This window comes from Streptomyces roseirectus (genome assembly GCF_014489635.1).
Lineage (GTDB): Bacteria > Actinomycetota > Actinomycetes > Streptomycetales > Streptomycetaceae > Streptomyces > Streptomyces roseirectus.
In genome coordinates this window covers 5,314,550-5,328,714 of sequence record NZ_CP060828.1, presented here as the reverse complement: position 1 = coordinate 5,328,714, position 14,165 = coordinate 5,314,550, and the positions used below count along the sequence as shown (strand labels likewise).

Here is a 14,165-nt window from a genome sequence, read left to right as displayed (position 1 = left end):
AGTGGCCCCATCAGGGCTCTCGGCATGCCTGCGTACCCTGCTCGCGCTCGTCCTGCCCGCGACGGGCAGGCGCCGTAAGCAGTGTGTCCCGGAGCCCGTACCGGTCCCCGTTCCGGTCGAGAGCCCGTGGTCCCGTCCGTGGACCAGCCCCAGCAAGGCCGAGGCTGCCGAGATCTTCCGGCGTCAGGCCGAGCGGCAGGCTCAGGTGGAGGCCGCGTGGGAGTTGCGGGTGCAGTGGGAGAGGCGGCGGGCCGCCGCGCTTGCGACCTTGGGGGAGGACTATCCGTACACGTACGAAGGTGGGCCCTTCGGTGCGGACGCGTTTTCCGACGCGGGGTGATTGCCGTGGATCATGATGCGTTGCTCTCGGAATCCCCGCCCGTTGTGTTCGGGGCCGAGTGCTGCCGTTGCGGGCGGTGGTCCAGGGCGGCTGTGGCCTGTCGCCGGGCCCGTGGCGTACGGGTCGCGGCCGAACTCGACGAGCGTGCCCGCGTGTTCCTCGACCACCAGCGCTGAGTCGGCGCGTCCTCGATCGCCTGCGCAGGGTGATTCACGCGGGTCCCGGCTGCTGAGGCGGCCGGGGCTCGGTGGCGCGGTCGTAGCGGTCGGCGAGGGTGCGGACGAGGGCGACGAGTTCGGCGGGGTGGGTCACGGTGAAGTCGGTGCCGAGCAGGCCGAGGTGGACGGCGAGGGCTTCGATGCTGTCGGCGCCGGTGTCCAGGAGGCAGTGGGTGGCGTCGACCGGCGTGATGGTGCCGATGGCGGGGGTGATGCGCTCGGCGAGTTGGTCGGCCGGTGCGTGGACGATGACCTGGGTCCGGTAGCGCCAGGCGGCCGAGGAGACGCCTCGGCGTACTTGGTCGACGGCTTCCTCGGGGAGGTCGCGGGGGGTGAATCGGGGGCCTGTCGGGGTGCGGGGGTGGAGGCGGTCCACCCGGAACGTCCGCCAGTCGCTCCGCGCGACGTCGAATCCGACGAGGTACCACCGGCGTCCCCAGTTGACCAGCCGGTACGGTTCGACCTCGCGCCGGCTCTCGGAGCCGTCGTGGCGGCGGTAGTCGAAGCGCAGGCGCTCGTGGTCCCGGCAGGCGGCGGCGAGGGTGCTCAGCGTGTCGGCGTCCACCCGTGGGCCCGGGTCGTCCCGGGGCACCGCCACGGCGTACTGCTTGAGGGCGTCGACGCGGCGCCGGAGGCGGGCCGGGAGTACCTGTTCCAGCTTGGTCAGCGCGCGCAGCGAGGTCTCCTCGACCCCGGTGATGGTGCCCCCGGCGGCGGTGCGGAGCCCGATCGCCACCGCGACCGCCTCCTCGTCGTCGAGCAGCAGGGGCGGCAGCGCCGCGCCGGCGCCGAGCCGGTAGCCGCCCACCGAACCCCGGGTGCCGTGCACCGGGTAGCCGAGGTTCCGCAGGCGTTCCACGTCGTTGCGGACGGTGCGGGTGCTGACCGCCAGCCGCTCGGCCAGTTCGGAGCCGGTCCACTCGCGGGGCGTCTGGAGCAGGGAGAGCAGGCGCAGCAGCCGCGCCGAGGTTTCCAACATGCTTCGGAGTCTGCCGGTTCATTAGGAACGGACCTTGCCTAAAGGGATCCTACGCTGACGGCCATGACGAACGACAGCACGATCACCCCGTTCCGGATCGACGTCCCCCAGGCCGACCTCGACGACCTCCAGGAGCGGCTGGCGCGGACCCGGTGGGCGGAGGAACTGCCCGCGGGCGGGCCGGCGCCGGCCGGCCCGGTGCCGCCCGGCTGGGAGTACGGCGTCCCGGTGGGCTACGTCAGACAGCTGGTCGAGCGGTGGCGCACCGGCTACGACTGGCGGGCCTGGGAGGCGAAGCTGAACGCGTACCCGCAGTTCACCACGGAGATCGACGGCCAGAACGTCCACTTCCTGCACGTGCGGTCGCCGGAGCCGGGCGCGACGCCGCTGGTCCTGACCCACGGCTGGCCGACCTCGGTGGTCGAGTGGCTGGACGTGATCGGCCCGCTCACCGACCCGCGGGCGCACGGCGGCGACCCGGCGGACGCGTTCCACCTCGTCATTCCGTCGGTGCCGGGCTTCGGTTTCTCCGGGCCGACCCGGGAACGCGGCTGGGACCGGTACCGGGTGGCCCGCGCCTGGGCCGAGCTGATGCGCCGGCTCGGGTACGACCGGTACGGCGCGGTCGGCAACGACGGCGGGTCGCTGATCTCGCCCGAGGTGGGCCGGGTCGACCCCGAGCACGTCTGCGGCGTGCACGTGACGCAGGTCTTCTCGTTCCCGTCGGGTGACCCCGCCGAGCTGGCCGCTCTCTCCGAGGAGGAGCGCGGCAAGCTCGCGTTCGCCGAGTGGTTCACCCAGAACCGGGGCGCGTACGACAAGCTCCAGTCCACCGAGCCGCAGAACCTGGCGCACGCCCTGGCCGACTCCCCGGCCGGCCTGCTGGGCTGGCACGCGCAACTGCTCGGTCCGTCGCTCGACCCGGACTACGTGCTCACCAACGTCGCCGTCTACTGGCTGACCAACACGGCCGCCTCGGCCGCCCGGTTCTACTACGAGGACGCGGCGACGGCCCCCGTCCGGCAGAAGTCGAACGGCCGGGGCACCTCCGTGCCCGAGCCGACCACCGTGCCCCTCGGCCTGGCCAACTTCGCCTGGGACTTCCAGTCCGTCCGGGCGTTCGCCGACCGCGACCACACGAACATCGTCTCCTGGAACGTCTACGACCGGGGCGGGCACTTCGCCGCGCACGACGCTCCCGATCTGCTCGTCGGTGACATCCGGCAGTTCTTCGGCAAGGTCCGCTGATCCGCCGCCGGTTGCCGACAAACCCTCTGTAAGCGCACGAAAGGAAACCCCATGTATCTCGTCATCGGTGCCACCGCTCACTTCGGACGTCAGGCGGTGGAGGAGCTGGTCGCCGCGGGTGTCCCGGTGCGGGCGCTGACCCGTGCTCCGGAGCGGGCCGGGTTCGCGCCGGAGGTCGACGTCGTCCGGGCCGATCTGACCGAGCCCGAGACGCTGCCGGCGGCGCTGGCCGGCGTCGAGGCCGCCTTTCTGGTTCTCCAGTACGGGATGGACGTCGCTCCGCTGCTGGCCGCCGCGGGCCGGGCCGGGGTGCGGCGGCTGGTGCTGCTGTCCTCGGGGGCGGTCGTCCCGGGCGCCGAGCGACAGCCCGACGTCATCGCCCAGTACCACCGCGACGTCGAGCGGGCCGTCGAGGCGTCCGGGATCGAGTGGACGTTCCTGCGGCTGCTGTTCCCCGCCATCAACTCGTTGACGTTCGCGATGCAGCTCCAGGGCGGTGACGTGATTCGCGCGCCGTACACCGAAGCGGCCGTCAGCGCCGTGCACGAGCGGGACGTCGCCGAGGTGGCCGCGCGGATCCTGATCGACGGCGGACACGCGGGGCGGGCCTACGACCTGACCGGCCCCGAGTCGCTGACCCAGGCCCAGCAGGTCCGCGTCCTCGGCGAGACGCTGGGGCGGCCGCTCACCGTCGAAGACCTCGATCCGGAGCCCGTGCTGGAGCAGATGAGCCGGTTCATGGACGGCGAGTTCCTGGCCGCGCTGTTCGCCCTCATGGCGCAGGCGGTCGGCAAGCCCGCGCCGGTCAACGACGTCGTCGAGCGGATCACCGGGCATCCCGCGCGAGGCTACGACCGGTGGGCCGCGGATCATCGGGGCGACTTCGGGGGTTGAGCGACGGGGCGGGGGCATCAGCCGGGGGGGCGGAGGGGGCGGCACGGGGGCGCGGGTGCCGGGGCGACGGGCCGGACCGCGCCCGCGGCCCGGGGCAGCGAGATGTCGTCGTCACCGTGGGGCCGGCCGAGGTGGATGTCGGCCGCGGGCCCGGGTGGTCCTTCCGGAGCCGTGCTCGTCGGCCGGCGCGATGGGTTCGCCCTGGCGCAGGGGGAGGCCGGCGTCGTCGGCCGCCGGGGACCCGGCGTCCGGGCAGGCGCAGGTGGTGTTCTTCGCCTCGGTCTCGGTGGGCGCGCCGTCCGGGCGCGGGGAGCGGGGCGTTCGGGTGACGAAACACCGACGGCGTCGTCATCCCCGTGGCGACCGCTCCGGGTCCTCGGTGAACAGTTCGTGCAGCCATGCCGCGGATGCCCTCAAGTTCTCCTGCGGGATGCCCTGTTCGGTGGGGAAGACGTGGGTCCAGGCGGCGGCTCTTCCGACGGCTCCTACCCGGCAGGCCAGGGCGGCTGTTCTGTGGAGGTGGGGGGTGGGGTGGCCGTCCGCGATCCAGGGTTGCAGGTAGGCGGCGCGGAGGCGGGGGGCCGCTTCGGGGCCGTGGTGCCGGGTGGCGACCCTCGTGGGGACGAGGAGGCTGGTGAAGGGGTGGGCGAGGGTGGCGTCGCCCCAGTCGAAGAAGGTGAAGCGGCGGTACGGGGGGCGGGCGAGGACCTGGGCGGGCTGGAGGTCGGAGTGGTCCAGGGAGAGGGGGATGCCGGAGGTGGCGAGTTCGTCGCACCAGTCCGTCAACTGGCTGCGTCTCGCGCGTAGTTCGGCTCTCGTGGTGCGATCCAGGGTGGGGTTCTCCTCGACCAGGCGGTCGAAGGTGGCCGGGATGTCCCGGGGGCGGGCGGACGGTACGCCCAGTGCCTCGATCTCGGTGACGTGCGGGGTCAACTCCCGTTGCAGTTCCGCGTATCGGCGCAGCATCTCCGCCCACGCAGACAGGTCCGCGCCGGTCATCACCTCACCGCCGTCCGGCCACAGCCCCCAACCCCGGTCCGGGCACACCGCGATCGGCTCCAGCACCCGGCCCGGCACCCACTTCGCCAGCCCCTCCCCCAACGCCGCCTCGAAACGGCTGCCTCCGGGGTTCGCCTTGAACCACACGTCCCCGAAACGCGCCAGCACGGACCAGGGGCGCAGGCGGATCCTGACGTCCGACTCGTCGACGCCGCCCGTCTGCTGCCGGACCCACGCGAGCGCTTCGGCACGCCAGGGTGCGTCGTCCCAGGGGGTAATACCTGCGGGGTAGTCCCCGCGATCTACGTTCACGGGTTCATCTTCGCCCGGTGCGGTCGTCCGCCGGTGTCCGCGAGCCTGTGGCGGCCACTGGGGCCGGTCGACATCGCGAGCGTGGTGCGGGCCGGGGTGAGGGTGGGGCGGGTGAACGTCAGGAGGGTGCCCAGGGGGATGAACATCGCCGCGTCGGCGAGTTGCAGGCGCAGGATCATGGCGCGCTCGGTGGCGGAGACGCCACCGTCCCAGTCGTCCCACAGACCCTGGCCCGGCACCCAGAAGACGTTGTAGCCGGAGGTGCCGGGCGGTTGTGAGGGCGTGATCGTGGCGGCCGGCACGAGCGCGGTCCAGGCCGGCAGGAGGATACGGGCCAGGTGGACGGCGCCGGCCCGGTTACGGAGAGTCGAGCGTATACGCGTCAACTCGGGTGCGGTGAACGCGCGTTGTGTGTCACGGCGTCGCCGTCCTGGTCACCGGGATCCACAGGGACGCGTCCGCTTCGGTGGCGTCGGTGTTCAGGGTGACCTGAAGGATCTCGGGGCCGGGGCGGGACTCGTAGGGGTTGGACGGGAACCACTGGGTGAAGATGTCGCGCCAGAGGTACTGGAGGGCGAGGGGGAAGGGGCCGGAGTTCTCGAACACGGCCCAGGTGCCGGCGGGGACTTCGAGGACGTCCAGGTCGGCGGGGGGTTCTTTGGACGTCAACGTCGCGTGGTAGTAGTCGAGTTCGGTGCCCTCCGCCCGGCTGGGGTCGAGGTCCGCGCTGACCTGGACGATGCCCGGCGGGTCCTGGTCGGACAACTCCTTGATCCGGGCCAGGGTTTCGGGGCCGAGGCCGCGCACGAACTCGGCGATCGCCTGGTTGGGGCCCGCGTGGACGAGCGGGACGCGGGCCTTCTTTCCGACGACGCGGAACTCCGGCCGGTCCACGATCCGGTATCGCATGGTGGTGCTCCCTTCGATGACGAGGCGGAAGGAGAGCCGGGGCTGCGAGCTGAGCGTCGCGCCGGTCCGGCGTGCCTCACCGGGGCCCACGCCGTGCATGGCGCGGAACGCCCTCGTGAACGCCTCCGTCGAGCCGTACCCGTAACGCGTCGCGACATCCAGCAACGTCCGCTCCCCCGCGAGGACTTCAGCGCCGGCCACTGTCAGCCGCCTCCGGCGGACGTACTCCGACAACGGCATCCCCGCGAGCGCCGAGAACAGCCGGCGGAAGTGGTACTCGGACGTCACGGCGACCCGCGCCAGCTCACCCACATCAACCGGCTCCCCGAGTTGTTCCTCAACCCGCTCCAGAGCCTCGTTCAGCCTCTCCAGCATCCCGGCTCTCCCTTCCCTTTCGACCACCACGCTAGGAGCAGCCCACTGTGCCGAACCCGACAATCCGTGCCCGGCGCGGTCGGGTGGGGGTGGGTGCGGCGGGAGAAGCGGGGCGGACGTGGCCGGCCGGGAGCGGAGCGGGCGCGGCGGGGCGAGGCCGATGCGGCGGGAGAGCGGGGCGCGGGGCGGGCGCGGCGCGCCGGGAGCGGAGTGGCTGCGGCGAACTGGGCGTGGGGCAGGCGCGGCGCGCCAGATGCGGGGCGGACGCGGCGGCGCAAGGGGCGGTCACGTCCCGTCGGGTGGTGTACCGGCGCGGAGCCGGCGACTCGGCAGGTCGGCCCGCTGGTCCGGTGCCGGCGCTGGCGCCGGTGAGCAGTCCACGCCGTGGCCGAGCGGGCATGCCGGCGGGTGGCGTCCCGCCGAGTGGTGTGGAGCGCTCCGGACCGCGCTCGCCGGCTCAGCCGAAGCCCGCGCCGCCGCGTGAGCCGGTCGGCGCAGCGGGGGCCGCCCGGCCCTGGACCGACGGGCGGAACTCGGCCGCGACCTGCGAAGCCGCGACAGTCGAGCGGATACACCACTGGGCGGGACGCCACCCAAGGGACCCAACTGCCGCCGGACGTCGTGCGGGCGAGACCGGCCGGATGCGGGGCGGACACGGCGAGCCGGACGCGGAGCGGGCGCGGCGACGTGGGAGGCCAAGCCGCCGCCGGACGTCGTGCGGGTGCGGCGGGGTGGATGCGGAGTAGGTGCGGCGGACCGGGACTGGTGCAGCGGTCCAGCTGCGGGGGCGGGCGCGGCGGGCTGGGCGTGGGGCGAGCGCAGTGGGCTGGATGCCGAATGGGCCCGGCGGGGCGAGCGTGGGCGGGTGCGGCAGCAGTACGGGAGGCCCAACTACTGCCGGGATGCGGAGTGGTTGCAGCGAACCGGGCGTGGAGTGGGGAGGGCAGCAGGACGGGTGGGGTGGGCGTGTACGTGAACCGGCCCGGGGGCACCCCTCCGAAAAGCTCGGCGTCCGGCACCCGGCTGCGTCCGACTCCCTCGCCGCGCCAACCCTGCGGCCCAGCCCACACTCCGGCCTCCCGCGCCCACCCTCGCTCCGGCCCCGCGCCTGCCCCGCTCCGGCACCCGCGCCACGCCGACCCCGCGGCCCAGCCCACACTCCGGCCCCCGCGCCCCTGCCCTCGTCCGGCCCCCGCCCCAATCCCAACCCTGGCCCTGGCCACGGCCCCCGGCGTCAACCTCGTTGCGTCGCTCTCCGGCGTCCCCATCTGCGTACCCCCTGGTTCACGGCCTCCAGGGTGAAGATGACGGCGCAGACGGTCAGGGCACGTTGCCACCAGGTGAGGCCGCAGTACTCGTCGAGGGTGTACCCGAGGGCTATGACGAGGAGGAGGGTGAGCCAGAAGGGGAGCATGGGACTCCGTTCGGGCTCGGGGGCGGTGGAGCGACGCTAGCTGTGATCAAGCTGTGGGACCAGTTGATCTTTGGCCGTTCGGACAACACCCCTTGGTGATCGGTAGGTTGAGTTTTCGGTCTTCTTGGGGGGCGAGGCAACCGGCGTCGAGGAATCCCTGTCTCACAGGGTGCTCACAGGTCGGGCCCGATCTCAGGGGCGCGTGGGGACGCGTCGCGTTGGCAGGTGGGGTGGGGGTCGAGCTGGGGCTGTTCGGTCCGGGTGCCATGACCAGGCATCCGCAGGCTAGGAACAGACGAGGAACCGATGACCAGTCAGCAAGATCGCAAGAAGTACAGGCGCGCGGCATTGGCGGCGGGGGCCGCACTCACCGTGGTGGCCGCGGTGGCGGCGGCAGCCCCCGGCGCGGGCGCCGCGCCCAGCGCGAAACCGGGCCAGCCGCAGCTGAAGCTCGTCGCCGCGTCGAAGTCGGTCGTCATCGACCGGTGGGAGGGCGAGTCCGGGGTCTACCTCGACCTCGGCACCTACCTCACCGTCGACAACGCCCCCTTCGAGTTCAAGGTGACCCGCAAGTCGTACAAGGACCCGGTCGTCGCGCAGCAGGTGCTGCGGGACGGCAAGAAGGTGACGACGAAGACCCTCCCGGCGGGCCTGGTAAAGGACTTCAAGGGCCTGCCCGGCTTCGTCGAGGTGTCCGTGAAGGACGCCACCGGCAAGGAGGTCACGAAGAGCAACGGCACGTTCTGCCCGAACAACGCCTCGGGCCGGCTCCGCCCGGACGCCCCGGCGACCTCGCACTACCCGCAGAGCTGCCCCACCAACCCCTGGACCCTGGGCTCCATTTGGGGCGTGGAGAAGGGCTGGGCGGCGAACACGACCGCCGTCGACTACGACAAGCAGGTCGACCTCCCGGCCGGCGAGTACACCGCGCAGGTGTCGATCGCGAAGAAGTACCGGGACATGTTCGCCATCCCGAACGACCAGCAGACCGTGAAGGTGACGGTCCGCGAGATCAAGGACGACAGCGGCCAGGGCCTGCGCTCCCAGCACAGCGGCCACACCGCGACCGGCACGACGGAGCACTCCGCCCACCACTACGGCACCCGGGGCGCCGACGCCCCGACCCCGCCGGCCCTCTCGCACGCCCTCGAATCCCGGGGCCAGGCCCACCACTTGGGCGACGGCAAGGGCCACACGGACGGCTCCCGCATCGCCCCGGCGCTGCGCGCCAACGCGAGCAAGCCGACCGGCAAGGCGGGCGCCCCCGCCAACACCCCCAAGCCGGACCTGCGTTCACTCCCGGCGTGGGACATCCAGATCACGGACGGCGAGGACGGCGACATCCCCGGCAAGGACTACCTCGCGTTCAGCGCGAACGTCTGGAACGCCGGCCCCGCCCCCCTCGTCGTCGACGGCTTCCGCAAGCCCGGCGCCGAACTCATGGATTCCTACCAGTACTTCTACGACGCGAACGGCAAGCAGGTCGGGTACGCGCCGGCCGGCACGATGGAGTGGGACCCGCGCATCGGCCACGAGCACTGGCACTTCACGGACTTCGCGAGCTACCGGCTGCTGAGCGAGGACCGCACGAAGGAGGTCCGCAGCGGCAAGGAGGCGTTCTGCCTCGCCAACACGGACGCCATCGACTACACGGTGAAGAACGCCAACTGGCACCCGTACAACACGGACTTGTCCACGGCCTGTGGACAGCAGAACTCGATCTCGGTGCGCGAGGTGCTGGACGTCGGCTCCGGTGACACGTACACCCAGTACCGGCCGGGCCAGTCCTTCGAGATCACGGACCTGCCCAACGGCACGTACTACATCGAGGTCAAGGCCAACCCGTCCAACCGCCTCCAGGAGACGGACCTCAAGAACAACGTCTCCCTCCGCAAGGTCACCCTCGGCGGCAAGCCGGGCGCCCGCACGGTGAGCGTCCCGCCGTACGACCTGATCAACGCGCCGTAACCGGCACGCACTTGGGGCGCCTCGCGGACACGTTTCGCGGGGCGCCCTCCGCTATGAGGGGGGGCGCCCCAACTGTGCTTAGAACGATGCCGAGTTGTTCGAGGTGTCAGGGTCGAACGAGAACCCCGCCCCGAACGGCGGCCGGGCCGTCACCTTCCCCTTCGCGTCCGGGACGACACTGTCGACGCGGACCTTGAAGGGGAACTCGGCGGTCTGCCCCGGCTTGATGGTGACCCCCAACTCGCAGGCGTACCCGGCGCCTCGGGGCTCGCACCGCTCGGGCACGCTCACCGCGCTCGTCCCGGCGGGCAGCGTGACGTCGAGGATGGCGACCGGGTCCCCGGAGGAGATGTTGGCGACCCAGGCCGGCCCGTTGTCGGTGAGGCGGGCCGTGAGGTCGACGGTCTCACCGGCCGCCCCGCCCGCGTAGCTGCCGGACACCGCGAAGTCCGCCGTGTTGGCCGCGTCGACCCGCCACATCGTCCCGTTGTCGGCGGGCTGCAACTCGCTCTGCCCGGCGGCCGGTTCGACGGAGAAGTCGACCCGCTCGCTGAGCGCGTGCGGCGTGACGGCCACCTTCAGCGGCGCCGGCAGCGCGACCGTCTGCCCCGGCTGGACGACCGTGTCGAACGCGCACGTGTAGTGGACGAGGAAGTCGTCGATGTTCTCGGACGTGCACTGCGGGTACGCCGTCGCGAGGTCGAGCCCGTACGACACCCACATCTGGACGCCGAACCCGTTCGCGGCCTGGTCGCCGTTGTTGGTGACGGTGAACGGCGCGTCGACGACGGTGCCCGGCTGGACTCCGTCGAGTTCGGCCGGAGTCGCCACGGCCAGGTCGGGCCCGGTGCCGACGGTGACGTTCGTCTCGAAGGAGTCCAGCGGTGCGACGAGCTTGCCGTCGGGCCCGCCGGTCGCCTCGGCGGCGTACGTGATCCGGCCGGACGCCCCGGCCGCAGCACCCGTCAACGCCCGTACCTGAAGCGTGACTTGGGGGACGAATCCGGCGCGCAGGATCGGCACGTCACCGGCGTCGCAGACGGCCGTCGCACCGGTCGGGACGCAGTTGGCGGGCCACAACACCTCGGCGACACCGGCGAGTCCGGAGGCGTCGACGGTCAACTTGCCGTCGGTGACGGTGAAGTTGTCGTTGTCGTGGTAGAGCCCGACCGGAATGGACTGGGCCAGCGCCTCGCCGCCGGACGGCGCGACCGTCACCGGGCGGTCGCTCGGCGCGTTGATCCAGAGCTGGTCGGTCTGCTCCTCGGCGTGTGCCGGGAGGGCGGTGAGCGCGCCGAGCGCGAGCGACGCGACGGCCGCGCCGCTGACGCCGTACCGTCTGAGACGGCCGACAGGAATGGAGTTCATCTGATCCCCCTGGTGACGACTGTGGTGTGACAGTCGATCATCGTAAGAGGTTGGTGAGATGAACGGGATGGGCGGTTTCAGTCGTACTGGAAAAGAATTGGTCATTCCCAGGGCAACGAAACCTGTTGTCCGGGTCGTCTGTTGTCTGTGGGGCGTCCGTGCCGGGTGGAGGCGGGGCCCTGATACGAGCCTGGGGGAGCGGAGGAACGGCGTGGGGAAGCGCAGGGCGGATGTCCGCCTGACGCGGCGGGGACGGGTGCTGGCGTGGAGCGCCGGTGTCCTGTGCGTCGGCGTGCTCGGGGTCGCCGGGGCCGGCACCTGGATCTACCAGCAGTTGAACGGGAACATCACCTCCGCCGACGTCGACGACAAACTCGGCGGCGACCGGCCGGAGAACCTGAGTCCGGGCTCGAAGAACATCATGATCGTCGGTTCGGACAGCCGCGACGGCGCCAACGCCGGGTACGGCAAGGACCTGACGACGATGCAGTCGGACACGCTGCTCGTCCTGCACATCCCGGCCGACCGCAAGTGGGCGGCCGTCGTGTCGTTCCCGCGCGACTCGTGGGTGCGAATTCCCGCCTGCGACAAGGGAGACGGGACGAAGTCGAAGGAACACCACTTCAAGATCAACGAGGCGTTCGCGCTGGGCGGGACGAGCGGTGAGGTCGCGGGCGCGGCGGCCTGCTCGATAAAGACCGTCGAGGAGAACACCGGCCTGCGCATCGACCACTTCATGTCCGTCGACTTCTCCGGCTTCAAGGGCATGGTCGACGCGCTGGACGGCATAGAGGTCTGCCCGAAGGAGCCGATCCGCTCCCCCAAGGCCAAGTTGAACCTTCCGGCCGGCTGCCAGACGATCAACGGCGAGACGTCCCTCGGCTACGTCCGCGCGCGCTACGGCATCGGCAACAACTCCGACATCGGACGCATCGGCCGTCAGCAGGAGTTCATGGACGCCCTCGCGAAGAAGGCCAAGTCCAAGCTGGGCAGCCCCGACGCGATGTACGGCTTCCTCAACTCGGCGACGAAGTCACTGACCACGGACCCGGACATGGCCGGCATCAAGCCGCTGTACTCGCTCGCCTCCCAGCTCCAGGACATCCCGAGCGACCGGCTCGCCTTCCTCACGGTCCCCAACTACCCGCGTGAGGCGGACGTTCCGACCGACCGGGCCAACGTCGCCTGGCAGTACCCGCAGGCCGCCGACCTGTTCACCGCGCTCGCCAAGGACCAGGAGACGAGCAAGGGCGCGCTGGAGGCGAAGACGAAGAACCTCGTGTACGCGTCGTCCGTGCGCGTCCGGGTCCTCAACGGCACCGGGGTCTCCGGTCGGGCCGCCGACGTCGCGGCGAAGCTGAGGGAGAACGGCTTCACCGTCGTCGCCACCGGCAACGCGTCCTCCAACGTCTCGACGACGTCGGTCCGTTATCCCCAGGGTGTGGACGACACCGGCGCGCGCGCCCTCGCGACGCGGCTCGGCGGGAAGGTGACGCCGACGGCGTCGGCTGAGGTGAGCGCGGGGACGGTCGAACTCGTCGTCGGACCCGACCTCAAGCTGGACGACATCCGCTGAGAACACCGCGGATCGAGAAATGACCGCGCCGCGCGCGTACTTGACCCTGACGGACTCACCTCCACGCAGGGGACAGGTACCACACATGAGCGCTTCCGCATCGATCGGCGTCACCGGACTCGGGGTCATGGGCCGCAACCTGGCCCGCAACTTCGCGCGCCACGGGTACACGGTCGCCGTCCACAACCGGAGCGCGGGGCGTACGCGCGCGCTCGTTCAAGAGTTCGGCCACGAGGGGGAGTTCGTCGCGGCGGAGACGGCTGCGGAGTTCGTCGCGGCGTTGGAGCGGCCGCGTCGGCTGATGCTGATGGTGCAGGCGGGGGAGGCGACGGACGCGGTGATCGAGGAGTTCGCGCCGCTCCTCGAGCCGGGCGACATGATCATCGACGGGGGCAACGCGCACTTCGCCGACACGCGCCGGCGGGAGGCCGCACTGCGTGAACAGGGCATCCATTTCGTGGGTGTTGGTGTCTCCGGGGGTGAGGAGGGGGCGCTGCACGGGCCGTCGGTCATGCCGGGCGGGTCGGTGGAGTCGTATGCCGTGCTGGGGCCGATGTTCGAGGCGATCAGCGCGAAGGTGGACGGGGAGCCGTGTGCCACGCACATCGGGGCTGACGGTGCCGGGCACTTCGTGAAGATGGTGCACAACGGCATCGAGTACGCCGACATGCAACTCATCGCGGAGGCCTATGACTTGCTGCGGCAGGTCGGGGGGTACGGGCCGGCGGAGATCGCGGACATCTTCCGGGAGTGGAACCAGGGGCGGCTGGGCTCGTACCTGATCGAGATCACGGCCGAGGTGCTGGGGCACACGGACGCGGTGACGGGTGGGCCGTTCGTGGACGTCGTCGTGGACCGTGCCGGGCAGAAGGGCACCGGGCGGTGGACGGTGCAGACGGCGCTGGACCTCGCCGCGCCGGTGACGGCGATCTCGCAGGCCACGTTCGCGCGGGCCGCGTCGGGGCAGACCGCTTTGCGGGCGGCGTATCGGGGGTTGCCGGGCGGGACGACGCCGGTGTTGAGCCGGACCGAGGCGGCGCGGTTCGCCTCGCAGGTGGAGAACGCGCTGTACGCGTCGAAGGTGATCGCGTACGACCAGGGGTGGTCGATGATCCAGGACGCGGCGAAGGAGTACGGCTGGGACATCGACCTCGCCGCCGTCGCCCGCATCTGGCGCGGCGGCTGCATCATCCGGGCGTCGTTCCTCGACCGGATCCGCGCCGCGTACGCCGAAGACGCCGCGCTGGTCAGCCTGTTGACGGAGAAGGAGTTCGCGCGGGAGATCACGGACGCGCAGGTGCCGTGGCGGGAGATCGTCGCGACGGCGGCCCGTAGGGGGATACCCGTACCCGCGTTCTCGGCGGCTCTCTCGTACTACGACACCCTGCGGGCCGAGCGGCTGCCGGCGGCGTTGCTCCAGGGGCAGCGGGACTTCTTCGGTGCGCACACGTACGGGCGGGTCGACAAGCCCGGCATGTTCCACACGCACTGGGCGGACGCGGACCGGCCGGAGACCGACGCGTAGTGACCGACACGTAGTGACCGACACGCGCTGACGTGCGACG

12 protein-coding genes are annotated in these 14,165 nt (G+C 71.6%); 6 read left to right on the top strand and 6 right to left on the bottom strand.

Translation table 11 applies throughout. From position 1 onward, the window contains the following. Position 1: 1 nt before the first annotated feature. The gene (locus tag IAG44_RS22615) at positions 2-340 is read left to right on the top strand and encodes a hypothetical protein (RefSeq protein WP_187748888.1); all 339 of its coding nucleotides are present in this window, start codon (positions 2-4) and stop codon (positions 338-340) included. A gap of 210 nt (positions 341-550) precedes the next feature. On the opposite strand, the gene IAG44_RS22610 is transcribed toward IAG44_RS22615, so the two are convergent. Further along, complete coding sequence (locus IAG44_RS22610; protein ID WP_187748887.1) at positions 551-1,537, bottom strand: helix-turn-helix transcriptional regulator; 987 nt, start codon at positions 1,535-1,537, stop codon at positions 551-553. 63 nt (positions 1,538-1,600) lie between these two features. On the opposite strand from IAG44_RS22610, the gene IAG44_RS22605 reads away from it, so the two are divergent. Then, positions 1,601-2,785, top strand: coding sequence for an epoxide hydrolase family protein (locus IAG44_RS22605; protein ID WP_187748886.1), 1,185 nt, complete (start codon positions 1,601-1,603; stop codon positions 2,783-2,785). 51 nt (positions 2,786-2,836) lie between these two features. Further along, complete coding sequence (locus tag IAG44_RS22600; RefSeq protein ID WP_187748885.1) at positions 2,837-3,679, top strand: NAD(P)H-binding protein; 843 nt, start codon at positions 2,837-2,839, stop codon at positions 3,677-3,679. 348 nt (positions 3,680-4,027) lie between these two features. Here IAG44_RS22600 and IAG44_RS22595 read toward each other — a convergent pair whose 3' ends face one another. The 4 genes from IAG44_RS22595 to IAG44_RS22580 all read right to left on the bottom strand — a co-directional run bounded on the left by IAG44_RS22595 (position 4,028) and on the right by IAG44_RS22580 (position 7,688). Further along, positions 4,028-4,990: a phosphotransferase family protein gene (locus IAG44_RS22595; protein WP_187748884.1), complete on the bottom strand. Its 963-nt coding sequence runs from the start codon at positions 4,988-4,990 to the stop codon at positions 4,028-4,030. Next, positions 4,987-5,376: a hypothetical protein gene (locus IAG44_RS22590; protein ID WP_187748883.1), complete on the bottom strand. Its 390-nt coding sequence runs from the start codon at positions 5,374-5,376 to the stop codon at positions 4,987-4,989. The genes IAG44_RS22595 and IAG44_RS22590 overlap by 4 nt, the downstream gene beginning before the upstream one ends. A 28-nt stretch (positions 5,377-5,404) precedes the next feature. After that, positions 5,405-6,274: an AraC family transcriptional regulator gene (locus IAG44_RS22585; RefSeq protein WP_187748882.1), complete on the bottom strand. Its 870-nt coding sequence runs from the start codon at positions 6,272-6,274 to the stop codon at positions 5,405-5,407. Positions 6,275-7,508: 1,234 nt separating this feature from the next. Beyond that, complete coding sequence (locus tag IAG44_RS22580; protein ID WP_187748881.1) at positions 7,509-7,688, bottom strand: hypothetical protein; 180 nt, start codon at positions 7,686-7,688, stop codon at positions 7,509-7,511. A gap of 306 nt (positions 7,689-7,994) precedes the next feature. Between IAG44_RS22580 and IAG44_RS22575 the strand changes: the two genes are divergently transcribed. Further along, entirely contained in the window at positions 7,995-9,656 is a 1,662-nt protein-coding gene (locus tag IAG44_RS22575) for a lysyl oxidase family protein (RefSeq protein WP_187748880.1), read from the top strand. Positions 9,657-9,734: 78 nt separating this feature from the next. Here the strand turns inward: IAG44_RS22575 and IAG44_RS22570 are convergent, their stop codons facing one another. Beyond that, a complete protein-coding gene (locus IAG44_RS22570; protein ID WP_187748879.1) occupies positions 9,735-11,024 on the bottom strand; it encodes a COG1361 family protein in 1,290 nt (429 codons plus the stop codon). Between the two features lie 211 nt (positions 11,025-11,235). Between IAG44_RS22570 and IAG44_RS22565 the strand changes: the two genes are divergently transcribed. Beyond that, positions 11,236-12,600 carry an LCP family protein gene (locus IAG44_RS22565; protein ID WP_187748878.1) on the top strand — a complete coding sequence of 455 codons (1,365 nt, stop codon included), beginning with the start codon at positions 11,236-11,238 and terminating at the stop codon, positions 12,598-12,600. 85 nt (positions 12,601-12,685) lie between these two features. Next, positions 12,686-14,125 carry an NADP-dependent phosphogluconate dehydrogenase gene (gndA, locus tag IAG44_RS22560; protein WP_187748877.1) on the top strand — a complete coding sequence of 480 codons (1,440 nt, stop codon included), beginning with the start codon at positions 12,686-12,688 and terminating at the stop codon, positions 14,123-14,125. Positions 14,126-14,165: the final 40 nt, after the last annotated feature.

Bases quoted from the DNA above. Each gene is read 5' to 3' on its own strand.
- IAG44_RS22610 (WP_187748887.1), bottom strand. From the start codon at position 1,537: ATGTTGGAAACCTCGGCGCGGCTGCTGCGCCTGCTCTCCCTGCTCCAG.
- IAG44_RS22605 (WP_187748886.1), top strand. From the start codon at position 1,601: ATGACGAACGACAGCACGATCACCCCGTTCCGGATCGACGTCCCCCAG.
- IAG44_RS22600 (WP_187748885.1), top strand. From the start codon at position 2,837: ATGTATCTCGTCATCGGTGCCACCGCTCACTTCGGACGTCAGGCGGTG.
- IAG44_RS22585 (WP_187748882.1), bottom strand. From the start codon at position 6,274: ATGCTGGAGAGGCTGAACGAGGCTCTGGAGCGGGTTGAGGAACAACTC.
- IAG44_RS22580 (WP_187748881.1), bottom strand. From the start codon at position 7,688: ATGCTCCCCTTCTGGCTCACCCTCCTCCTCGTCATAGCCCTCGGGTAC.
- IAG44_RS22575 (WP_187748880.1), top strand. From the start codon at position 7,995: ATGACCAGTCAGCAAGATCGCAAGAAGTACAGGCGCGCGGCATTGGCG.
- IAG44_RS22570 (WP_187748879.1), bottom strand. From the start codon at position 11,024: ATGAACTCCATTCCTGTCGGCCGTCTCAGACGGTACGGCGTCAGCGGC.
- gndA (WP_187748877.1), top strand. From the start codon at position 12,686: ATGAGCGCTTCCGCATCGATCGGCGTCACCGGACTCGGGGTCATGGGC.